The sequence below is a fragment of the Qipengyuania profundimaris genome (assembly GCF_030717945.1).
Taxonomy (GTDB): domain Bacteria; phylum Pseudomonadota; class Alphaproteobacteria; order Sphingomonadales; family Sphingomonadaceae; genus Qipengyuania; species Qipengyuania profundimaris.
On sequence record NZ_JAVAIM010000001.1, the window covers coordinates 1,445,183 to 1,467,265 of the forward strand.

The 22,083-nt window shown below is 62.1% G+C and carries 19 protein-coding genes and 1 tRNA gene; 8 read left to right on the top strand and 12 right to left on the bottom strand.

Annotation, left to right across the window (positions count from 1 at the left end):
* Window positions 1-138 precede the first annotated feature (138 nt).
* Window positions 139-2,004, top strand: a complete 1,866-nt coding sequence (aspS, locus tag Q9K02_RS07130) for an aspartate--tRNA ligase (RefSeq protein ID WP_305932266.1) — start codon at window positions 139-141, stop codon at window positions 2,002-2,004.
* A 53-nt stretch (window positions 2,005-2,057) separates the two neighbouring features.
* Here the strand turns inward: aspS and Q9K02_RS07135 are convergent, their stop codons facing one another.
* On the bottom strand, window positions 2,058-2,489 hold the full coding sequence (locus Q9K02_RS07135) for a ferritin-like domain-containing protein (RefSeq protein WP_305932267.1): 432 nt from the start codon (window positions 2,487-2,489) through the stop codon (window positions 2,058-2,060).
* Window positions 2,490-2,586: 97 nt separating this feature from the next.
* Window positions 2,587-4,566: a serine hydrolase domain-containing protein gene (locus Q9K02_RS07140; protein ID WP_305932268.1), complete on the bottom strand. Its 1,980-nt coding sequence runs from the start codon at window positions 4,564-4,566 to the stop codon at window positions 2,587-2,589.
* Window positions 4,567-4,718: 152 nt separating this feature from the next.
* Between Q9K02_RS07140 and Q9K02_RS07145 the strand changes: the two genes are divergently transcribed.
* The 5 genes from Q9K02_RS07145 to Q9K02_RS07165 all read left to right on the top strand — a co-directional run bounded on the left by Q9K02_RS07145 (window position 4,719) and on the right by Q9K02_RS07165 (window position 8,028).
* Window positions 4,719-4,955, top strand: coding sequence for an acyl carrier protein (locus Q9K02_RS07145; RefSeq protein ID WP_165193492.1), 237 nt, complete (start codon window positions 4,719-4,721; stop codon window positions 4,953-4,955).
* Window positions 4,956-5,064: 109 nt separating this feature from the next.
* On the top strand, window positions 5,065-6,324 hold the full coding sequence (gene fabF / locus Q9K02_RS07150) for a beta-ketoacyl-ACP synthase II (protein ID WP_305932269.1): 1,260 nt from the start codon (window positions 5,065-5,067) through the stop codon (window positions 6,322-6,324).
* A 1-nt stretch (window position 6,325) separates the two neighbouring features.
* Window positions 6,326-7,300, top strand: a complete 975-nt coding sequence (gene mltG, locus Q9K02_RS07155; protein WP_305932270.1) for an endolytic transglycosylase MltG — start codon at window positions 6,326-6,328, stop codon at window positions 7,298-7,300.
* The gene (locus Q9K02_RS07160) at window positions 7,297-7,824 is read left to right on the top strand and encodes a 2'-5' RNA ligase family protein (RefSeq protein ID WP_305932271.1); all 528 of its coding nucleotides are present in this window, start codon (window positions 7,297-7,299) and stop codon (window positions 7,822-7,824) included. Before mltG ends, Q9K02_RS07160 begins: the two co-directional genes overlap by 4 nt.
* A gap of 127 nt (window positions 7,825-7,951) precedes the next feature.
* Window positions 7,952-8,028 (top strand) — tRNA-Met (locus Q9K02_RS07165).
* Between the two features lie 81 nt (window positions 8,029-8,109).
* Here Q9K02_RS07165 and Q9K02_RS07170 read toward each other — a convergent pair.
* The gene (locus Q9K02_RS07170) at window positions 8,110-9,069 is read right to left on the bottom strand and encodes an NAD-dependent epimerase/dehydratase family protein (protein ID WP_305932272.1); all 960 of its coding nucleotides are present in this window, start codon (window positions 9,067-9,069) and stop codon (window positions 8,110-8,112) included.
* A gap of 88 nt (window positions 9,070-9,157) precedes the next feature.
* On the opposite strand from Q9K02_RS07170, the gene rfbF reads away from it, so the two are divergent.
* On the top strand, window positions 9,158-10,018 hold the full coding sequence (rfbF, locus tag Q9K02_RS07175) for a glucose-1-phosphate cytidylyltransferase (protein ID WP_305932273.1): 861 nt from the start codon (window positions 9,158-9,160) through the stop codon (window positions 10,016-10,018).
* 352 nt (window positions 10,019-10,370) lie between these two features.
* Here the strand turns inward: rfbF and Q9K02_RS07180 are convergent, their stop codons facing one another.
* The 8 genes from Q9K02_RS07180 to Q9K02_RS07215 form a co-directional block, all read right to left on the bottom strand.
* Window positions 10,371-11,825 carry a GMC oxidoreductase gene (locus Q9K02_RS07180; protein WP_305932274.1) on the bottom strand — a complete coding sequence of 485 codons (1,455 nt, stop codon included), beginning with the start codon at window positions 11,823-11,825 and terminating at the stop codon, window positions 10,371-10,373.
* A 28-nt stretch (window positions 11,826-11,853) separates the two neighbouring features.
* Window positions 11,854-12,780, bottom strand: a complete 927-nt coding sequence (locus tag Q9K02_RS07185; RefSeq protein WP_305932275.1) for a phytanoyl-CoA dioxygenase family protein — start codon at window positions 12,778-12,780, stop codon at window positions 11,854-11,856.
* 33 nt (window positions 12,781-12,813) lie between these two features.
* Window positions 12,814-13,710, bottom strand: coding sequence for a DUF707 domain-containing protein (locus Q9K02_RS07190; RefSeq protein WP_305932276.1), 897 nt, complete (start codon window positions 13,708-13,710; stop codon window positions 12,814-12,816).
* Window positions 13,707-15,062, bottom strand: coding sequence for a protoporphyrinogen/coproporphyrinogen oxidase (locus Q9K02_RS07195; protein ID WP_305932277.1), 1,356 nt, complete (start codon window positions 15,060-15,062; stop codon window positions 13,707-13,709). The genes Q9K02_RS07190 and Q9K02_RS07195 overlap by 4 nt, the downstream gene beginning before the upstream one ends.
* A gap of 21 nt (window positions 15,063-15,083) precedes the next feature.
* Window positions 15,084-16,355 (bottom strand): class I SAM-dependent methyltransferase, encoded by a 1,272-nt coding sequence (locus Q9K02_RS07200; protein WP_305932278.1) that lies wholly within the window; start codon window positions 16,353-16,355, stop codon window positions 15,084-15,086.
* 136 nt (window positions 16,356-16,491) lie between these two features.
* Window positions 16,492-17,595 (bottom strand): NAD(P)/FAD-dependent oxidoreductase, encoded by a 1,104-nt coding sequence (locus Q9K02_RS07205; protein WP_305932279.1) that lies wholly within the window; start codon window positions 17,593-17,595, stop codon window positions 16,492-16,494.
* Between the two features lie 27 nt (window positions 17,596-17,622).
* Window positions 17,623-18,531, bottom strand: coding sequence for a glycoside hydrolase family 16 protein (locus Q9K02_RS07210; RefSeq protein ID WP_305932280.1), 909 nt, complete (start codon window positions 18,529-18,531; stop codon window positions 17,623-17,625).
* A gap of 21 nt (window positions 18,532-18,552) precedes the next feature.
* Window positions 18,553-19,848, bottom strand: coding sequence for a glycosyltransferase (locus Q9K02_RS07215; protein ID WP_305932281.1), 1,296 nt, complete (start codon window positions 19,846-19,848; stop codon window positions 18,553-18,555).
* Window positions 19,849-19,978: 130 nt separating this feature from the next.
* Here Q9K02_RS07215 and Q9K02_RS07220 point away from each other — a divergent pair, with 130 nt between their 5' ends.
* Complete coding sequence (locus Q9K02_RS07220) at window positions 19,979-20,854, top strand: glycosyltransferase family 2 protein (RefSeq protein WP_305932282.1); 876 nt, start codon at window positions 19,979-19,981, stop codon at window positions 20,852-20,854.
* Here Q9K02_RS07220 and Q9K02_RS07225 read toward each other — a convergent pair.
* Window positions 20,810-22,069: a polysaccharide pyruvyl transferase family protein gene (locus Q9K02_RS07225; protein ID WP_305932283.1), complete on the bottom strand. Its 1,260-nt coding sequence runs from the start codon at window positions 22,067-22,069 to the stop codon at window positions 20,810-20,812. The genes Q9K02_RS07220 and Q9K02_RS07225 overlap by 45 nt on opposite strands.
* Between the last annotated feature and the right edge of the window lie 14 nt (window positions 22,070-22,083).

The window sequence follows — 22,083 nt, forward strand, 5'->3', positions numbered from 1 at the left end:
TACCGCCCTCGGCCGCTGCGAGCCTTGACAAAAAGCCGCAGGTGCCCTGTTAGCGCGCGCGTTTCCTGCTAGAGGAGCGCGTCGCCCCAAAGTCGGGACGCCCCTAGCGCCATAGCTCCGAAAATGGAAAGATTTTAGATGCACGCCTATCGTACCCACAATTGCGCACAGCTGACGAAGGACAATGTCGGCGATACCGTCCGCCTGTCGGGCTGGGTGCACAACAAGCGCGACCATGGCGGCGTGCTGTTCGTCGACCTGCGCGACCATTATGGCATCACGCAGATCGTGGCGGACGAGGATAGCGAGGCGCTGCCGATCCTCGACCGGATCAAGCTGGAATCGGTCGTCACCATCGACGGGACGGTGAAGGCGCGCGACGATGTGGCGGTGAACAAAAACCTGCCGACCGGCGAGATCGAGGTCTTCGCCCGCTCGGTCGAGGTGCAGAGCCGCGCCGAAGACCTGCCGCTGATCGTGAACAGCGCCGAGGATTATCCGGAGGAAACGCGCCTCAAGTACCGCTTCGTCGATCTGCGGCGCGAGCGCGTGCACAAGAACATCATGCTGCGCAACCAGGTCATCACCAGCTTGCGCCGCCGAATGACCGACCAAGGCTTCAGTGAATTCCAGACGCCGATCCTGGGTGCCTCAAGCCCCGAGGGCGCGCGCGACTACCTTGTGCCCAGCCGCCTGCATCCCGGCCGTTTCTACGCGCTTCCGCAGGCGCCGCAGATGTTCAAGCAGTTGCTGATGGTCGCCGGGTTCGACCGCTATTTCCAGATCGCCCCCTGTTTCCGCGACGAAGACCTGCGCGCCGACCGCAGCCCGGAATTCTACCAGCTCGATTTCGAAATGAGCTTCGTGACGCAGGAAGACGTGTTCCAGGCGATCGAACCCGTGCTCGCGGGCGTGTTCGAGGAATTCGCCGACGGCAAGAGCGTGACGCCTGCGGGCGAGTTTCCGCGCATCCCTTATGCCGAGGCGATGCTGAAGTACGGCAGCGACAAGCCCGATTTGCGCAACCCGCTGATGATTTCGGACGTGACCAGCCACTTCGAGAAAAGTGGCTTCGGCCTGTTCGAGAAGATCGTCGGCGGCGGTGGCCGGGTCCGCGTGATCCCGGCGCCAAACACCCATGAGAAGAGCCGCAAGTTCTTCGACGAGATGAACGACTGGGCGCGCCGCGAAGGCTTCGCCGGTCTCGGCTACGTCACCCGCAAAGGCGGCGAGTTCGGCGGGCCCATCGCCAAGAACCACGGACCCGAAGGCATGGAAAAGCTCTATGCCGAGCTAGGGCTGGGCGAGAACGATGGCCTGTTCTTCGCCGCAGGCAAGGAAAAGGACGCCGCCAAACTTGCCGGGGCCGCTCGGACCCGCGTGGCCGAGGAACTGGGCCTTATCGAAGAGGGCTGCTTCAAGTTCTGCTGGATCGTCGACTTCCCGATGTTCGAGTACGACGAGGACCAGAAGAAGGTCGATTTCAGCCACAACCCCTTCTCCATGCCGCAAGGCGAGATGGAGGCGCTGGAGACCAAGGACCCACTCGATATCCTCGCATGGCAGTACGACATCGTCTGCAACGGCTACGAGCTGTCCAGCGGCGCCATCCGTAACCACCGCCCGGACATCATGTACAAGGCCTTCGAAATCGCCGGCTACACGCAGGAAGATGTCGATGCGAACTTCAGCGGCATGATCGAGGCGTTCAAGCTTGGCGCGCCGCCGCACGGTGGCTCTGCCCCGGGTATCGACCGCATTGTGATGCTGCTCGCCGACGAGCCGAACATCCGCGAGGTGATCGCTTTCCCGCTCAACCAGAAGGCACAGGATCTGATGATGGGCGCGCCGAGCGTGGTCGCGCCCAGCCAGCTGCGCGATGTCCACATCCGCCTCGGCGGTGCGGCGCTGGAAGCACAGAAGGCCGCCAGCGAGACCGAAAAGACCGATATGAATAGCAACGCCACCCAGCGCGACGCGCCCGAGCGCAGCGACGACACCTGACACAAAAAGGGCGCGGATCGATCCGCGCCCTTCCGATCAGACTGATTGAGGGATCAGTCGTACTGCTTTTCGATCATGTCGCCGAATCGTTCGCCCTGGCAGATATCGTCGTAGCACTGCTGCACTACGGCCCGCTCCTGACCTTCCAGCTGGTTGCTGTCGAGCGCTTCCTGGAACTTGTTCTTGATGTAGTCCTCACCTTCTTCGACCCGCTCGGCGACGTTGTCGTCGCTATTGCCGAACATGCTGGTGATGCTCTGCCACATCTGGTGGACTTCGCCGGTGACTGTACCCTTGGTGACCAGTTCGTCGCCCTGACGCTCCAGCTCAGCATTCATCTGACGGAGAGTTGCTTCACGCTGCTGGAGGCGCTGGTTGAGGGCTTGGGTCAGCTGGGCGCTGTCTGCCTTTTCAGCGGCCTGGCGATAACCTTCGACCGAGTCGAAAGTGGTGTCGGTAAGGCTCTTGAATGTGCTGCTGCTCATAATTGCTTCCCTTTTGTAAGAGGTTGATATCAAACCAACCCCTCACTGCGACGATGGGTCCACGAGCGACAGCAATATGGCGCGCAATTCTATCGGTTCAGCCTGCTTCTTCGATGAAGACGTAATTATGCTGGGCATCTAGTAAAGTGAGCGTGCGTTTGCCGTCGCTTTCGCCCACGACCAGCGGGAAGCCGAAGAAGCCCGGCGTCATCATGATGACCGATTGCGTACCGTCGTCATTGGCCTTGGTGCCGATCGCGGTTTTGCCCGAGGTCACGGTGGCATAGGCCGTGCCGCCCTCGCTACTGATGGTCAGCGGACCGAGTTCGTCATTGACGTAGCGTGGGGCAAGGCCAGCCAAAACGTCGGCATCGCCCTTCTCGACGATCCCTTCGCGTCCCTTCTCGCGCGCTTCCGCGCCCAGCCTGACCGCTGCGACAAGGTTTTCGTCCGCCTCCTCGTCGCCGTCGTAGAGCACTTCGAGCAGCTTGCGCTGGAACAGGCCGAGCAGGCCTTGGCCGGTGTCCGAATTGGTCAGCAGTACGGCCGCCACGCCGTCTTCGGGAATGAACCAGAAATTGCTCTTGAAGCCGATCAGGCTGCCGCCGTGGAAATAGATCGACTTGCCGAGGTTCGCGCTCTCCATCAGGCCCATGCCGTACCAGCTGTCCTCGCCGATCGGCACATACCGCTCGCGGCGCTTGAGCAGGTTCTCCGCAGAGACGAGATCGGTCCCGTCCGCCAGCGTTCCTTCGCGCAGCTCGTTCAGCGCATAGAGCGCCATGTCGTGCGCGGTGGACCACACGCCGCCTGCGGGGCGATAGGGGTAGACCATCCAGTTCCACTGCATCGGCGCGGTTTCGACCGGGCCGGCGAAACCGCGCGCATGCGGCCGCGCCCAATTGTCGTCCATCGCCTTAGCATAGTCGAAGGTCGTACGCGTCATGCCGAGCGGCCCGAAAATGCGCTCGTCCATCGCGCGGTCGAAGGCGGCGCCGATTTCCATGTCGGGATAGATCAGGTGCCCGCCGATATAGCCTGCCGCGCTAGCCATGAGGTTGTTGTACTGGAAAACCTCGCCGAAGCCGCTGGTCGGTTCGGTCGCGGCGAGCTGGACGAAAGTGTCGCTCGCGGGGGTTTCGCGGCTGGTGTTCATTACCCACTGCATGTCCTTGCGGGGCAGGCCGGTGCAGGCGCAGATGAGGTGCTCGACCAGGACGCTGTCTGTCGTCTCGGCACTGCCGAGGCGGAACTCGGGATAGACTTCGGTAACCTTCTGGTCCCAGGCGAGCTTGCCTTCGTCGACAAGCGTGGAGAGCAGCAACGTCGCCATGCCCTTGGTATTGGAGGCGACCATGAAGCTGGTGTCTTCGTCGACTTGCCGGCCGCCACCGATCTCGGTCGTGCCGAGGCCGCCCTCCCACACGATCCGGTCGTTCTGCACCAGGGCCAGTCCGACGCCGGGGATCTCGAGCCCTTCCATCGCCTCGGTAAGATAGCCGGTCAGCTCGGCGATCCGCGCCTGCGTCAGTTCCTTGGCCTCGCGCCCGGCGAAGCTCTCGCGCTCGAAATCGGTCGGGCGCAGCGAGCCGAAAGCCTGGTTGAGCTGGGCACCGCGCTTGGCGATCGTGCCCAGCGCACCGTTGATCAGCACCACGGTCCAGGTGTCGCCCTTGCGCAGGCCGATGCCCTGGATGGCAAGCTGCTCGGACGGAGACGTCTTGTAGTTCACCACGGTGATCTGGTCCCAGCCATCACGAGCCGGGGGGTCTTGAGCGATCAGGACCTCACGCTCGAAAGCCGGGTCGAGCTTCGCCCAGGCGGCGGCAACGGCGGCAGCGCCATCCGCCGCATCGTCGACTCCGACGATCGCCGCGGTGGCATCGCCTTCGGGCGCGGAGAAGACCATCATGTCACCCCGCATCTCGCGGTTCCAGCCCGGAATCGGCGTCATCTGGGCGCCCGTGCCGGTGTCGAGGACTGCGGCACTTTCTTGCGGCGCAGCATCCTGTGCCAGCAGAGGGAGCGGCGAAGCGGCGACGAGCAGGGCGGAAGCGGCAAAAGCGAGGCGTTTCATGACGATGGTCTCCTTGCGTGTTGCCCGGATAATACGCCCACGGTGTGACAGGTCAATTGCGCGCGAGATGCGCCAGCCCCTTGCGCTCGCCCGCGGCGTTCATTAGGGCGAAAGCCAATTTGCAAACCCCCATGAATTCGAGAGGGACAAAAATGAGCGATACTGCCGACCGCGTGCAGAAAATTGTCGTCGAGCACCTCGGCGTCGAAGCCGACAAGGTGACCCAGGAAGCCAGCTTCATCGACGATCTCGGTGCAGACAGCCTCGACATCGTTGAGCTGGTCATGGCCTTCGAAGAAGAATTCGGCGTCGAAATCCCCGATGATGCGGCCGAGAAGATCTCGACCGTCGGCGACGCGACCAAATACATCGAAGAGCACAAGGGCTGACGCCTAGGCGCTAAACCCGCCGCTTTTCGGCAAACCTGCTTCATTGGCGGGAACGGACAGGCCCGACCCGATAAGGGCCGGGCCTGTTGTCTTTTATTCGGAGAAATACATGCGTCGTGTGGTCGTTACCGGTCTTGGCCTCGTCACCCCCTTGGGCGGCGATGTGGAAACCAGCTGGTCCAACCTGATCGCGGGCAAGAGTGGGGCGGGGCCGATCACCCGCTTCGACGCCAGCAACCAGAAGGCGCAGATCGCCTGCGAGGTGAAGCCCAAGGACCACGAATGGGGCTTCGATCCCGACAAGCGCGTCGATCCCAAGATCCAGCGGCAGGTCGATCCGTTCATCGTCTACGGCCTCGACGCCGCCGGGCAGGCTCTGGAAGATGCCGGTCTTACCGAGATGGACCAGGCCACCAAGGAGCGCGCGGGCGTCTCCATCGGTGCAGGCATCGGCGGCCTGCCGGGGATCGAGCAGGAATCGGTCAACCTCCACGAACGCGGTCCGGGCCGGGTCAGCCCGCACTTCGTCCACGGCCGGATCATCAATCTCGTTAGCGGACAGGTTTCGATCCGCTATGGCTTGATGGGGCCGAACCACGCCGTCGTCACCGCATGCTCGACCGGCGCTCATTCGATCGGCGATGCCGCACGCATGATCCGCGACGACGATGCCGACATCATGCTGGCGGGCGGCTCTGAGTCGACCATCAACCCGCTCGGCATTGCCGGCTTCGCGCAAGCACGTGCACTCAACACCGGCTACAACGACCGGCCCGAGCAGGCCAGCCGCCCGTACGACAAGAACCGCGAAGGCTTCGTGCTGGGCGAAGGCGCGGGCGTAGTGGTGCTGGAGGAATACGAGCACGCCAAGGCCCGGGGCGCGAAAATCTATGCCGAAGTGGTCGGTTACGGCCTCTCGGGCGATGCCTATCACGTCACCGCTCCGCATCCCGAAGGCAAGGGCGCCGAACTCGCCATGCGCATGGCGCTGAAGAAAGCGGGCATGGAGGCGAGCGACATCGATTACGTCAACGCACATGGCACCTCGACCATGGCCGACACGATCGAACTCGGCGCGGTCAAGCGCGTGCTGGGCGACAATCTCGGCGGCGCGTCGATGAGCTCGACCAAATCGGCGATCGGCCATCTGCTTGGCGGTGCCGGCGCGGTGGAGGCGATCTTCTGCATCCTCTCGATCCGCGACCAGATCGTCCCACCGACGCTCAATCTGGACGATCCGGACGAGGGCACCGAGGGCGTCGATCTTGTGCCGCACACTGCCAAAAAGCGGGAAGTGCACGCCGCACTCAACAACAGCTTCGGCTTCGGCGGGACCAATGCCTCGCTGATCGTCAAGAAAGTCGACTGACGTGAAAAAGACCGGTGCGCTGATTATCGGCGCGGTTGCCGCGCTCGTCCTGGCGATCGGCGCGATCTGGTTCGCCTCCGGCTGGTGGGGCGGCGCGGATGTCGAGGAGGATACGAACTTCATCGTCCCCTCCGGCGCGACGCTGACTTCGGTCGCGAACAAGCTGGAGGACGAGGGGCTTATCGGTTCTGCCGACGGCTTCCTGCTGCGTGCGAAAATTCTCGGTTCGGGCGATCCGATCAAGGCGGGCGAGTTCTTGCTGCCGTCGGGCGCCAGCCCCGCGCGCATTCTCGACACGTTCCAGCACGGCGAGGTGATCCGGCGTTTCGTGACCATTCCCGAAGGCCTGCCCTCGATCATGGTCTACGAGCGGCTCATGGCGGAAGATCTGCTGACCGGCGAGATCCCGGTACCTGCAGAAGGATCGGTCCTGCCCGATACATACGACTTCGAGCGTGGCGAAAGCCGGGGCGAGGTGCTTGCCCGCATGCAGGCGGCGATGAAGAACTACCTCGCCGAAGCCTGGCCCAAGCGCGGCGACGACATCGCCGTCGACAGCATCGAGGAAGCGGTAATCCTCGCTTCGATCGTGGAGAAGGAAACCGGCGTCGCACGCGAGCGCAAAATGGTCGCCGGCCTCTATTCGAACCGCGTGAAGGACGGCATGCTGCTGCAGGCCGATCCGACGATCATCTATCCGATCACCAAGGGCAAGCCGCTAGGCCGCCGGATCCGCCAGTCGGAAATCGCCGCGATCAACGACTACAATACCTACACCATGGTCGGCCTGCCCAAGGGGCCGATTACCAATCCGGGCCGCGAATCCATCGCGGCGGTACTGAACCCGGCGGAGACGACGGCGCGCTATATGGTAGCCGACGGAACCGGCGGCCATGCTTTTGCCGAGACGCTCGACGAGCATAACGCCAATGTTGCGAAGTGGTTCGAGATCCGCCGCGAACGCGGTGAGATGTGAGCGAGGGCGACGCACCGCTCATCCTGACGGCGCAGCTGCCCGATGACATGCATCCGCGCTACACCGCGCTGCGCGACGCGCATTTTCCGCCCGAGCGTAATTACCTCGAAGCGCATGTGACGCTGTTCCACGCGCTGCCCGGCATGTGCGAGGGCGAGGTGGTCACTGTGTGCGAGCGCATGGCGCGCGACTTCGCTCCGGTGCCGGGTGACATTGTGGGCCTCATGTCGCTCGGGCGGGGGACGGCGATCAAGCTCGAAAGCCCGGCGATGCTGCGCCTGCGCGACCTGCTCGCCGACGGTTTCCACGGCCTCCTCACCCAGCAGGACCAGCACCGGCCCCGCCTGCACGTCACTATCCAGAACAAGGTCAGCGGCAAGGAGGCCAAGGCCTTGCAAGCGCAGCTCCATGGCACGGTCCTGCCGCGCAGTTTCCGTTTTCCCGGCCTCTCCCTGTTCCACTACCGTGGCGGTCCGTGGGAGCATGTGAAGACCTTCGCATTCCGCGGCAAAGACACCGCGTAAAAGAGGTCTGAAAGAAAATTGCGGAGCCGCGAATTGCGCGGTTGACCCCATGCCCCCTGCGCCGTAAATGCGCCGCCTGCCGAGCGGGCCGAAAGCCCCGGCATGCCTCCCAAGGCAGACTTGGTGCGGCGGAGTAGCTCAGGTGGTTAGAGCAGCGGAATCATAATCCGCGTGTCGGGGGTTCGAGTCCCTCCTCCGCTACCATGGTGGAATGCGCATGGGTTCGCATGCTTCTGTTCGCTTTCTAGCCGGCAGACAGCGCCAGGGCCGTGAACGGCGGCGACACTATCCTGTCGCGGGGCCCTTTCGCTTCCGCCAATTGATTGTTTCGCTCAGCCCCGAAGCGACATCGAAGGCTGGCGACCAACCAGTAGTTTCTTTCAGACGCGTGATATCTGCCACGATCCGCGGCGGTTCGTCTGGGCGATCGGGGAGGGTTCCTAACGCGATCCGGTCCGATTTACCGAGCGCGTGACCGATCCGGTCCACCAGCGAGGCGATTGAGACACCCGAGCCGGTCGCGACGTTGAATGTACCAGACTCGCCGGAGTTCAGTAGCGCGACGAGGCCTGCGCCGATGTCGCTCACATATCCGAAGTCCCGCACCGCGCGGCCGCTGCCGATTTCGGCAATTCCTCCGGCTAGCAGCCTGTCGATCACCTGGGGTACCAAGCGAGACGGGGCCTCATGCTTTCCGAAGAGATAGAACAATCGCGCCCAGGCGATCGATCCGCCGAGCGCCTGCGCATCCTTCCGGGCACGATCGGCCAACTCGGCTTTGGCTTTTCCGTAAGTCGATGCCGGCGCGATCGGGGTCACATCCTCGATACAATCGCCTTCGGGAGGCGGGCTGTATTCGGCGCAGGTGCCGCAGGCCACAACATGCCCACCGGTCTCTTCCCAAAACGCCCTCAGCAGAGCGGCGCTTGCATCGCGCCACGCCCAGTTCGCCTCGAGATTCCACAGCCCGGCGCCTTCGGACCGCGCCCAGGCTGCATGGATCAGCGCACAGGGCTTATGGTGAGCGAGGGTCGCCTTGACGGTTGGCGGATCGAGCAGATTGACCGGCACCCAGTCGACGCCTTCGAGTTCCGGAGCGGACGCAGGATTTCCCAAGGCCAGGATACGGGAACCTTGGCGCCTAAGCGCTTCAACCACAGCGCGGCCGACAAAGCCGCTCGCTCCCGTAAGGGCAATCGGGCCTGTTGCCCCCTCGTTTCGGCCAGCATGCTGATGATCGTCCATCGAAGCTAATCCGTATGCGTAGGTGCCCGGGGGCCCGGGTTCCTTTAGGCTCGTTCAACGAAGCTGACCGATTGCCGAGGGGAACGCAATGAAAGTCGTCATTCTGGCCGGAGGCCTGGGAACGCGCCTCAGCGAAGAAACATCCGTTCGGCCCAAGCCAATGGTCGAAATCGGCGGAAAGCCGATCTTGTGGCACGTCATGCGCCATTACGCGCATTTCGGCCTCAACGACTTCGTCATCTGTTGCGGGTACAAGGGCGAGTATATCAAGGATTATTTCCTCAGCTTCCGCAATCTCGGCAGCGACTTCACCATCGACCTCGGAAGCGGAAATGTGGAATTCCACAGCCCGATCGAGGAAGACTGGAAAGTGACGCTGCTCGATACCGGTGCCGAAACGATGACCGGTGGCCGCGTGGCGCGCACGCGCGCCGTCATCGGCGACCACCCGTTCTGCCTGACCTATGGAGACGGCGTTTCCAACGTACCTATCGATAAATTGTTGGAATATCACGCCAACCACGGCAAATGGGCGACGGTGACCGCAGTACGCCAACCGGGTCGCTTCGGGGCACTTGGAATGAGCAGCGACGGGGTCTCCGTCACAGGTTTCCGCGAAAAGGGCGTGGGCGATGGCGGCCACATCAACGGCGGTTTCTATGTCTGCGAACCGCAGGTCTTCGAAATGATCGACGACGATGCGACGATTTGGGAACGCGAGCCCATGTCACGGCTGGTCGACCTGAACCAACTGGCCGCCTTCCGTCACGACGATTTCTGGCAATGCATGGATACACTTCGGGACAAGGACTACCTCGAAGAAATCTGGGCCCAGCCGGAGTGTCCATGGCGGATGATCTATGAGCAAGGATCAGGCGAACCGCGCGAATGGGTTCGCGCAAGCGCCGGAAATGCCCAGATACCGGATCGGATCCTCTCGGTCGTATGACTCGAAGAAAGTCGAGCTGATCATGAACCACGTGGCAACCCGGCGTTTGAACAGCTCGTAGCTAACATTCCCTCCAAAGAGGTAGTCGAGTCCGTCATATCCGAAGAGCCGGCCAGCGTGCATGAGCTGCTTGATCTTGCCCTTGTCCGCCCCGGAAACTTCCAGAAAATCGCATGCGAAGCTTTCGGCGGCTCCGTCTGCAAACCGCGCGCCCGGAAGCGCGTGCCGGACGAAACCGGCGATGAAGGGCACCATCTCGCCCGTAAACACATAGACCCCGCCCAAGCTCGCGAGTGCGGCTGACGCCGATCCGCCCAAAAGCAACTGTCTGCGTGAGATCTTCATCGCGGCATCATCCCAGCAAGAGGTCCACCGCGCGGTAGGACAGGGCAGCTGCGGACAGGGTCGGGTTGGCGCTGGCCGTGGTGGGGAAAACGGAAGTGCCGACGACACAGAGATTTCGTACCGAGTGGGCGATCAGCCCTGCATCGACCACGGAATCCTCGATCGTATTTCCCATCCGCATCGTGCCCTGGACGTGGCCCATGGTCGGCAGGATGCCCGTCAGGCGAACATCCTCGATGGGAAGGGGAGAAAATACCTCGGGCAGGCGTTTCATCGCATGGTCTAAGCCGGCATGCGCGTAATCCGAAAACCCCTTGAAGCGCACGACGGGCTCGTCGCCTCCGTCGTCGGAAACGCCGTTCTCGTAGTCGAAGATGTCCTCTACATACATCTGCACCGGCAGGCATTGGCGCCACCGGCCTTTGTCCAGTCGCAAACCGCTCTTGAAGCTGTTCTTCACGAGATATACCGAATTGGCGAAGTCGGACGAGCGTCCCGCTTCGATGATGGAAAGATTGAATGCGGTGGTGTCGGTGCCGCCATCGAAATGATCGACACCGTCCAGCATGATTTCGGCATCGACCAGCATCTTTTCGCCCAGATACCGCCCGACGCCGTGGCCGGCGATTCCTGAGCGCAAGGCGATGAAGGGCGAATGGATGGCGTTGGCCCCAAGTGCGCACAGGTCGCAAGAGGCGGCATAGTCGCGCCCGCCGTTTTCGAAATGAACGGCACGCAGTGCCCCATTCTGCACGTCGAGATGAGTTACCTTGCTCTCGATCGCGATAGCTACCGAGGGATGCGCCAGCGTTTCCATCATGGCATTGAGTGCGGTGAACTTGGCCCGCGCCGGGCACAAATTGCAACTTGCGCTGGAACAGCATCGGCCACGTCCCTCGACCGCACGGCTCAATTTCGCGGCGGGCATTGCGAAGTGATAGCCGTCGCCCTTTTCGATCATGATCTCGTCGGGCGTGCTGAGATGATGGGGCGGCTGGGCGTAAGGGCCGGTGCCAGGGTAGAAACGGTCGAGCTCGTCCGGTCCAGCGATGAGCATAAAGCGCTCGATCTCCTGCCAATAGGGCACGAGGTCGTCGTATTCGATCGGCCAATCCGCACCCATTCCGGTCGCAGTTCGGACCTTGAAATCGGAAGGGTGCATGCGCGGTGTAAGCGCCCACCAGCAATTCGTGCTGCCTCCGAGCCCGATGGTGAAATCCCACGGCTTTTCGCTTCCGGCCGCATGACGGAAGGTCTGCTCGGGCAGGATGTCGGAGTTAACCCCGTTCTGGAACTGCCAGTCTTCCGTATTGTAGTGGCCTCGCTCCAGTACGAGAACGCGGTCATCCGGACGTTTCTCGAGATAGCGCTTGAGGAAGAACAGCGAGCCGAAGCCCGAACCGACCACGACGAGATCCCAGCCGGTCTCGGCCGCCGCCTGTTCGGGAGAGACGAACTGCACCGACCCTAGCTCCTCTTGGGAAAGAGGTTCACGCCCCAACCCTCGCATCGGGTGCGAACATCAGCATTCCGTCCTGCGGCCTTTCACCCACATCGTGGCGGGCGACGATATCCGCATCTATCTCAGCCTCGTCGCAAATGCGGCGGAAATCCCTTAGGGCGGTGCCGGTCGATCCATTGTCGACGTTTTTCGCCCCGATCCCGTCTCGAACATGCTCGATATCCACGATCCGGAAGTCGATGCTGAAGCGGGTCATGCCGGTGATATTGTCGGATGTCGCGTGCAGTTGGTTCGCCGAGAAGATGACCGCTCCGCCGACCGGCAGCACCATCTGCACCGCGGCCGGATGCTCGAGCGCGTCTCGCGGCTGGGGGATGCCGCGTTGGTCCTCGCCTTGGCGGTGCTCAGCGGCGTTCTTCCGCCCAGTCGCGTTCCAACGGTAGATATTGAAATCATCCGAAGTGTTCGGGATGCCGGTCTCGACGTAATGCGGATAGAACTCCATCGAGCATTCTCGCGACATCGGGTAGATCGGCAGCCAGAACTGGATTTGCTGCATCGGCGCAGACCACCAGGTGTCCCGATGGGGTGGCTGCTTGTGACCGACGCCCGAGACCAGGTACCCGTCGCTGCTGACGACGCGCATGCGCGGGACATCCAGGTAGGTACGCCAGGGGTCGAAGCCGAGCTCGGCGAGATAGGCTTTCTGGAGCGCTCTCGTGCGCGGATCGTGAATGAAGCGTGGCTTCACCGCTGCCGCACGCTCGACGAAGTCGTCGATCTCGAGGTCATGCTGGGCCGTGCGCGGATCGCGTGGATGATAGGCGTCCTCCACCATGGCGCGCGCATGGGCGCACAGTTCGATGCTGGCGGGCGTTGGCGGCAACATGGTGATCTGTCCGCGATAGATGGCCAGCAGTTCCTCTTCGACCGGGCGGCCAAGGCCAACCGACATGGCAATGCTATTGCGGTCGCTCTCTCGCATTTCTCAGGCTCCCTCGGGCAGTATTTTGCGGATCGGTTGCGGCTGGTATCGGGCCAGTGTCACCGCGCGGGCCATCATCGCCGCGCCGCTTTTGAAGGCCCGGCCGCAATTCCGGTAGCGAAGCGCATTGACCATCAGCGATATTCCGTTGAGCGCCTGTGTCATTGTCGCGTTCAGCCGCCGTCCCGTCTTGGACATCGCGCCATAGGCAAGCATACGATCGGGTACGCCGTCATAGGACGACAGCAGTCTTTCCATTTCTTGCTTGGGAGAGATTTGCTGGTCATCGAACGCGTCGTAGACCGCACCGGTCGCATGGGGTCGCGTGTGTATCATCGATATTTCGTCGATCACGGCAGACCGGAATTCCGGGTCGGGCATGGTACCGGTCCAGATGCGGTCCATGCCCCAACCCGACACCACAGATTCCATGTGTGGCAGGAATGTCCGCAGGTAATCGGTGCGGATCGCGGTGGCCATGCATTCGACGAAGTTGGTATAACGCAGCTTGGTGAAGGGGCACTGCAGGAGGATGGGATAGCAGACGTGGCTATCCGGGTGGAGCGATGGCTGCGCGAGGAGGAGCTCGTTCTCCTCACAAATCTCGAAATAGCGATTAAGATCGCGCTTCGTGAAGACGATGTCGTCATCCATGAACGCGATGTAGCGGTAGCGATCGAGCAAGCCGGGGTCGTTTGCGAGGTATCGATAGATGCTGTCCCACTTCGTGCCCTTGTCCTTCGAAAGCGGCAGGTCCCCCCCGCGACCGATTTCAGGATCGTCGTCGTACTGACTCAGTTGCAGGTCCCAGTTGCGCTGGCCCGGTTCTTCCAGCCATTCCCGGTGAAGAGATTTTGCGCCGACGCGCACAAAGACGAGGTTGGGTCTGGAGCCGTTCATGACGTCACGCTCTCCATCAGCTGTTTCGTCGACCCGATTGCGCCAAGCGCCTTTCGCGCTGCCTTCTCGCCGCTCGCGAAAGCCTGGTCCGTCCAGATATACCCCCAGTCGCCGAACCGCCCGCAGTATCCCACGCCGATGTCGTCGAGATACCCATGGACGGTCTTCAGCGCTGCCGGACGATCATGGTCGAAGATGATATTGGCGTAGGGGGCGACGATGGTGCTTGTATGATTGACCTGGGCGCGGTCCTCGATGAGGCCGGCTTGCAGCAGACCATCGATTACCGGTTCGATATAGGCGTCCGCCGGCTTGTCGCGTGGCTTCCATTTATCGCTGAAATAGACCTCGGCCTGCAGTGCGGTGCACCCCTCGGGCGCGACATTGGGCGAAAAATTCGAAGGGTAGCTCAACCGGGCAAAGACGATGTCCTCGTCGTAAAAATAAGTCCAGTGATCGTCGCGCACATGCGGTTTCGACACACCGATATTAACGAGGACCACCTCCGTACAGGCGAGTTTCGCTGCTGCGTCCAGAACGTCCGGCGGCGCTCCCTTGATTGTCGGAATGAGGCGGGGAAGGGGTACCGAAGAGATGAGCGCATCATAGGCGATCAGCCTGCCGTCGGCGGTTCGGATCGTCTTCGCCCGCGGGTCGATCTCCACGATTTCGCTATTGCATTCGACGCGAGACCTGGAACGGAAGCCATTGAGATAGGATACGAATCCGCCTTCGCTGGGATAGCGGAAATGATCGACGTAGTGAACGTCCTGGGTGTTCGGCTTGAGCGCGCCGCGCAGCACTTCCTCTATCTTCGGTCGGTAGAGCCGCGGGCCGAGCCAGTCGGTGGTCAGGTTGCAGGCATCGGTCGTGTGATATTTGCGGGTGTAGGTCGCCGGGAACGTTCGGGCAAAGGTCTCGCCGAAGGAAGCAAGCAGCCAATCTTCGTAATTGGCGAGGCGGCCGGATCGCTCCTGGCTTGCACCCGCAGTCACGAAATCGCGGATACAATCGATTACCAGGTCTTCGGGCAGGCCGTGCAGATTGACCTGCGCTGGATGCTTTATCCAGTGCCCCTGCCAGTAATTGTTCACACTCGCGCGCAGGCGCTCGTAATCCCCGCCGATGCTCTCCGCGAACAGGTCCTGCAAGCGCGCATTCTGCGTGAACGAGATGTGCGGCCCCTCGTCGAACAGGTAGCCATCGTCGTAGCTATGCGTCGAAGTATGGCCGCCGTGAACGGGGCGCTTCTCGTAGATGGTTGCCTCAATGCCTTCCTCGCGCAACTGATGGCTGGCACCGAACCCTGCAAATCCTGCGCCGATGATGGCGATGTGGGGTTTGCCTGTCATAGTATTTCAGTCGGCCCCCTCTTAATCTTCTATCGCCGCGTAAGGGATCGGCACGATGAACTTCGCGCCCCAGTCGCGCGCCTTAGACATCTGGGCTTTGATCTCGTCCTTCAGGTTCCAGGGAAGGATCAGGATGTAATCCGGCCTGGCCTTCTCGATCTGCGCGGGTTCGAGGATGGGGATGCGGACGCCGGGCATCAGCTTGCCCGCCTTGGACGGCGCGCGATCGACAGTGAAATCGATCATGTCGGCCCCGATGCCGCAATAGTTGAGGAGGGTGACTCCTTTTGCCGGCGCCCCATACGCGACGATCGACTTGCCCTGCTGTTTGAGATCTCGGCAAAGCCCGAGCAGATTCAGCTTCGTCTTGCGCACCTGTCGATGCCAGGCAGCGTAGGTTTCCGCCTTGTCGAGACCATAGGCGAGTTCGTCGCGGCGCATCTCCTCGACCGATTGCTCAGTCGGGCGCGCCGCGTCGGCATGACAGACGTAGAAGCGGACCGATCCCCCGTGGGTGGGCAGATTTTCCACCGCGAAGATCCGAAGGTCGGCCGCGGAGAAGATTCGCTCGGCCGCCAGAAGCGACAGATATGAGAAATGCTCGTGATAGATCGTATCGAACTGGTTGCGCTGCATAAGGCGCAGCAGGTGCTGTACCTCGTAAGTTGCGACACCCTCCGGCTTGAGCAGGGCCTTCGCTCCACGGACGAAATCGTCGATCCGTGGCACGTGCGCCAAGACATTGTTGGCGACGATGAGATCAGCGCTCCAGCCTTCGTCGGCAAGGGCTTTGCCCATGCGCTCGGAGAAGAAGTCACCACGTACCTCTATGCCCTCGGCGCGGGCCGCCTCCGCCGGCCCGCCGGTCGGTTCGATGCCGAGGCACGGTATGCCCGCCCGCTTCACGTACTGAAGGAGATAGCCGTCGTTGCATGCAAGTTCGACCACGCGACTGGTCTGGTCGAGGTCGAAACGGTCGACCATGGTTTCTACGTAAGCCTTGGCATGCGCGAGCCAGGTGGCCGAATGTGACGAGAAGTAGGTATAGTCCGCCCTGAACAGCGCCGCTGCATCGATCGAGTGTACGGCCTGCGCAAGGAGACAATTGTCGCAAACGCGGACCTCGAGCGGATAATGCAGTTCCGGCTCGTCGATCCGCTCGGGATCGATCAGATCGTTGGCAATTGGGCTGAAACCGAGGTCTGCCAATCGCGTCGTGAGCGGCTCGGAACAGTGGTGGCAGGTCTTCAGCGATGCCGAAGTCGCACTCGACGGCTGCGCTGTCTGGTGCATCTGTTTTCCTCCCGGTCGATGCGGACGCGAAGTCGCCCCCTGCCTGACTCTTGATGCTAGGCGCAGAGGCCCCGGCCATCAATTGACCATCGGGAGTAATACGTCTAATAAATATATGATATTGAACGATATTATGTCATTGAATGCTAAGCGTTCGGGCTATTTGCTCTGCGATCGCAAGGCTCGCGGTCAAGCCCGGCGATTCAATGCCGAACAGATTGACCAGTCCGGCCATCCCGTGATCTTCGGGACCGGAAATCCTGAAATCGGCATTATCTTCCTGCGGGCCGGCAATCTTCGGCCTTATTCCGGTGTAATCGGGCTGGAGCCGGGCTACATCCAGATCGGGCAGATAGGTGCCGATGGCGGCTGCGAACCGCTCCCTCCTGCTATCGTCGAAGCGATAATCGGGAATGTCTATCCATCGAACATCGGGTCCGAAGCGGGCTTGCCCGCCAAGGTCGAGAGTCAGATGGATACCGAGCCCGCCCGGCTCCGGCACCGGATACACCAGCCTCGAGCATGGTGAGGGACCGGACAGCCGGTAGTAATGGCCGATGGCGTAATGCGGATTAGGGACAGCCTCCATTGCGATCCCCGCGACCCGCCGCGCAAGCTCAATCGCGCCGAGGCCAGCGCAATTGACCAACACGTCGGTATGCACCCGCGTCCCAGCGTCCGACGTTTCCACGATGAAGCCCGGCGCTTGAGGAGTGACTGCGGTCACATGCGTGCCCAGCACGACCATGCCGCCGGCATTGCCGATGTCGGCCTCCAGCGCGAGCATCAGTGCGTGGCTGTCGATGATGCCGGTCGAAGGCGAGTAGAGGGCCCCATGGACACGCACCTCCGGTTCCAGTTCGCGGACCTGTTCACGCGTGTGCCACTGTAGATCGGTGACCTCGTTGGCGAGGGCATTTCGTTCAATTTCCGCCAGGTCGTCCATCTGCGAAGGACTGCTTGCGACGATCAGCTTACCGGTCTTGCGATGGGTGATGTTGCGCTCGCGAGCATAGGCATAGAGCCGGTCTCGCCCCTCGCGACAGAGGCGGGCCTTCAGACTGCCTGGCTGGTAATACAGGCCCGCATGGATGACCTCGGAATTGCGGCTGCTGGAATGCATGCCGATCGTACCCTCTTTCTCGAGCACGAAAACCTCTCGTCCGGTTCGAGCGAGCGCAGCGGCGCAGGCGAGGCCTACCACGCCGGCGCCAACGACAATGCAATCCACCCTGTCCATTCAGCGAACCTCGTCTTCTCCGCGCATTCAGATCCCTAGCGGTTTGCGCTGATAGGCATGGATATAGTCGATCTCCATTTGTCCCTTATCCGGTGTCTCGTCATTGATGCGGTGATCCTGCAACGCGAGCGAGACGAGCAGGTACATCGGTTGCCGGAATTGGGGCGGCGCTCTGGTGCGCCAGATCTCCTTGCGTTCGAAATAGAAGATGACCTCGTTTTCGGTAATCTCCGCGCCGAAGGTGTGGAATCTTTCCGCGAGCGAACCGCGCGGGACGCTGTTGCGCGACCAACGCCAGATTTTCTCCTGCCCCTCCTTCAGCCTGTGGTTGTGGACCGCCAGGCTGTAACGGTCGGGCCGGTGGCCGTAATATTCGACGATGTCGATTTCCGCGGTGCCGTCGCGGCGGTCGACACCGATCAACCAGAATGCGGGCCAGAACCCGGCTCCCTCCGGCATCCGCGCACGGATTTCGAAATAGCCATGTTGCTGCGCGAAGCCGGCGTTGCAGCGGTTCCATGAAGACAGCATTCCGCTCCTCCAAATGCCGGTTTCGTCCTTCCGGATGGTAATTGTGAGGATGCCGTCCTCGACCGCGAAGGGGCCATCCCCCTGCGGACCGTCGAACTCGGCATTTCCGAAATCTCCGTCCCAAGGCGTGTGGGTGGTCCAGCGCGAGAGACAGCCCCACTCGGACACGTCGAGCTCGTCGAAATCCTCGCGGAAGGACGGCTCGAATTCGGCGAGATCTATGCTCCCGGTGCTCTGCGGCGGACCATTGGAGGCTGACGGAATGGGAGTTGCAAGAGCGAAAAGGGCAAGGAGGAGGAAAAGGCAACTGGCAAGCGAATGACGGCGGGCCCGGTGCGGCCCGGGCACCGCATCCTTCCCGATAGCCAGCGCCGTTTCTCGATCGCAGTCGGTTGGCCCGGGCATCGTCGGCGTGCTCCTTTCCTTTCAACGAACGAATGCAGGGGAGGGGCGCGCGTTGGGCTGGCGCACGTGAGTGCGTTCGGCTTGGACGAGCAGGTCGGAATAGAGATCGAGCAGACGGTCACGCCACTCGTCCTGCGTGCATGTGAGCCTTGGCGAAAACTTGTAGGCTCTCTCGCTCGCTTCCTGCACCGCTCCATCGTCGTCGAGCCTCCGCATCGCCTCGGCAAGCACCTGCGGTGTCCGCTCGGCAGCGAGGATCGCGCAGCCCAGGCTTTCCGCTTCCTGTGCGATCATCGCGTCGGAAAACGCGATGAGCGGCACTCCGCTCTGGAGGGCTTCGACAGCTACCAGACCGAAGGGCTCGGGCAGAGAGCTGGGCATGACCAGCGCCCGTGCCGTTCCGATCCGTTCGGCAATCACCGAATGATCGAGCCAGCCGTCCCAGACGATTTCGGGAAAGTCGGCTGCCAATTGCGCGCGGTCCGGCCCGTCTCCGATCACCCGCAGCCTGCGTCCGGCAAGCTGCGCCGCCTCTGCTGCTACCCTCAGTCCTTTTTCCTGCGTCACTCGTCCGATGAAGAAAATATCCGAATTCTGCTCGGCGGCGACGCGGGTCGGCAGGAAGGCGCGAGCCGGGTTGCGCACCACACGCATGCGGTCCCGGACCAAGTCGGATTTTTCAAGCAAAGGTGCCATCGCGGGATGGATCAGGACAATGGCAGCTGGCGATTGACCGGCGGGAAAGGTTCGCTGCCTCACAAAATGACGGGCCACGCGAAACGCCTTTTGTGCCGTGCTGCGCTTGTCGCACCGCGCCGACAAGCAGCCGGCCGACATCGGGCTGCGGTGGCACACATCGTGCCGGCTGAAATCGAAGAATGCTCCGTTGGGACAGGCCATGAAGAAATCGTGCGCATGCACCACAAGGCGGTCGCTGACCTTGGAGAGCGGTGAGAAGACCGAGGGCGAAAGGATCTGCGCCCATCCATGCAGATGGTAGACGACGTCGGGTGCATCGAGCTTGGCGATGGTATCTTCCAAAAACCGCCGCGCGGTGGAATTGTAAAGCCCTTCACGTACCTGGCTTGCAAAGCCGCGCTGCAACAGGGGCTTGCCGCCAAGCGCATTCAGGTCGACGGAGCTTGGCAACTGCGCCTGGCTGCCGTCATCGCCGGTCGCATAGGTCACCCTGATGCCGGCTTCGCTGAACAATCTGGCGGACAACAGGGCAAGCGCGGTGGCACCGCCGGCAGCGATAGAACGATCATTTATGATTACGATGCGGCTCGGGACCATGTCGTTACCGGCATACGCCATCTGCGCGCCGCTCTCGCGCTATCTTTGGTAGTACCATCATATTGCGCTTAGAACGCCCACGACTTCTCTCCTAAGCTTCTGGCGCCACGGCGATACGTCCTGGGCGTCGCAGTCAGGAGGAAAGAACGGAATGCGGATCACGGTCATCGTCGCAACACTTGGGCGTCCCCGCGAGGCCGACGATCTGGTCAACGACCTCGTCAACCAGACGCGCCGGCCCGACCGCACCGTATTTGCGGTCGTTAAGCCCGAAGACGCACCCGGCCGTAATCCGGATATCGCCAACGAAACCCTGCTCTGCCCGCGCAAGGGTCTTTGTGCGCAGCGCAACGCGGGTCTGGATCATGTAGCCGACACCAGTGACGTGATTGTGTTCTTCGATGACGATTTCGTCCCACATCGTACTTTCCTCGAGCGGGTAGAGCACGCCTTCGAAGCCAATTCCGAATATGTCGGAATCACGGGAGCGGTGGTTGCCGATGGTATCTGCGGGCCCGGTCTCACACGCCAGGAGGCAGTGGAGGCGGTCGAGGTCCATGGGGCCCGACAAGATGACGGGCCGCCGGGCGAAACGGATGTTCCCGGCCTTTACGGATGCAACATGGCAATGCGTGTCGATGCCCTGGGCGGACGACGCTTCGACGAGCGGCTGCCCTTGTACGGCTGGCTCGAAGATCTCGACTTCACCAACCGCTTGCTCGACGAGGGGCGGCTCGTGCGGCTGGACAGCCTCATCGGTGCGCATCGCGGGGTCAAGGCGGCCAGGGTTTCAGGCCTGCGCCTGGGGTATTCGCAGATAGCGAATGCCCGATACCTCATGGCCAAGGGGTCGGCCCCTCGCTGGCTCATGATGAAGAACCTCGTGAAGTACCCGGTGGTCAATGCGACGCGGGCCTTGCTGCCGGAACCGTATATCGACCGATGGGGCCGGCTCCGCGGCAACGTGATCGGACTGTTCGACCTAGCCCGCGGCAGGTCTCGGCCGGAGCGCATCCTCGACCTGTGACGGTCGCTCATCCGCAACGTCGGGCGATTTTGCCATCAGGGCCGAAAGACAGCTCTCGATAGACGCGCGGGCTGCATCCAGCGTTCGCCCATGGCGTGAGCGATCTACGCCTTCGGACAGAGCCTTTTCGATCGTATTCGCGACCAGCCGGGCTTGGCCCTCAGCCGCGTCTGCAACGAACCTCTCGCGCCCGACCGACGTCATGAAGGCGTCGACCTTGCGGTCCCATCGCAGCACGACGTTCGGTATGCGGAAGGAGTAGGCGACGATATTGGCATGGAGGCGGTGCGCAGCGACGGCATCGAAGCGTGCGATCGTCCGCGCCAGCTCAGCCGGACGCCGGGGTCGCGGAGCCTGGGCTACGCCCAGTTCCCGGGTTGCTCGATAAATTGCCTGCAAGAATTCCGTGTCGTCGGCTGGCCCCGTCGTGAACAGTTCGACCGCGTGACCCTTGTCGCGCAGCATCCGGCACAACTCGATCCAAAAGGCTTGCGCCGCCTCGAACGAAATATTGCCGCTGCTGCCGCCATGCAGCGCCAGCGTTCGTGGATGAGTAATGCCGAGCCCGATGGTCGGTGCCTGCCGCCGGTCGCGCGGCTGCACCTCGCGATAAAGATCGCAACAGAGCAAACCCGGGTCGCAGCACAGCTTTGCGGACATCTTGGTCGCCGGTTCGAACCGCGTATTCCAGTTTGCCTGTGAGTGCCGGTCTCGCGTCGCGACATGCGCCAGCCTCGCGTTGGACAACGCGTCGGCGAACAGGGCGTGGCCGCGCCGGGACATGTTCTCGGCCACGCCCACCCCGAAGATCGCCGTAGGAATTCCGCGCTTGCGGACTTCGTGCATGACGCCGTCGATCTTTAGCGGAAAGTTGAGATCGGCATCGGCCAGCAGTTGGCCGCCGCCTAATACGGCGTAGTCGGCCTGCCTCAATAAACATTGCCAGCTGCTGCGATAGCGCAGCCTGATTAGGGCTCCAACCGCAAGGGGTACGATGAGAGAGCGCAGGCCGCGTGGCAGCTTATCGAGAAACGTGAGCACCGCTCCGCGATGGTCGTCGAGCCCTGTTCCGAAGGCTTCACGGCCCGCCAAGTCCACCGACACGACATCGGCGTCGGGGAGCAGCCTGCGAATTTCATTCTCGAGGCACTCGGCGATGATGCCGTCCCCCAGGTTGGGGCTATACTTCACATTGAGGAGCGCAATTGTCGTCATTTCAGGCAGTTTTC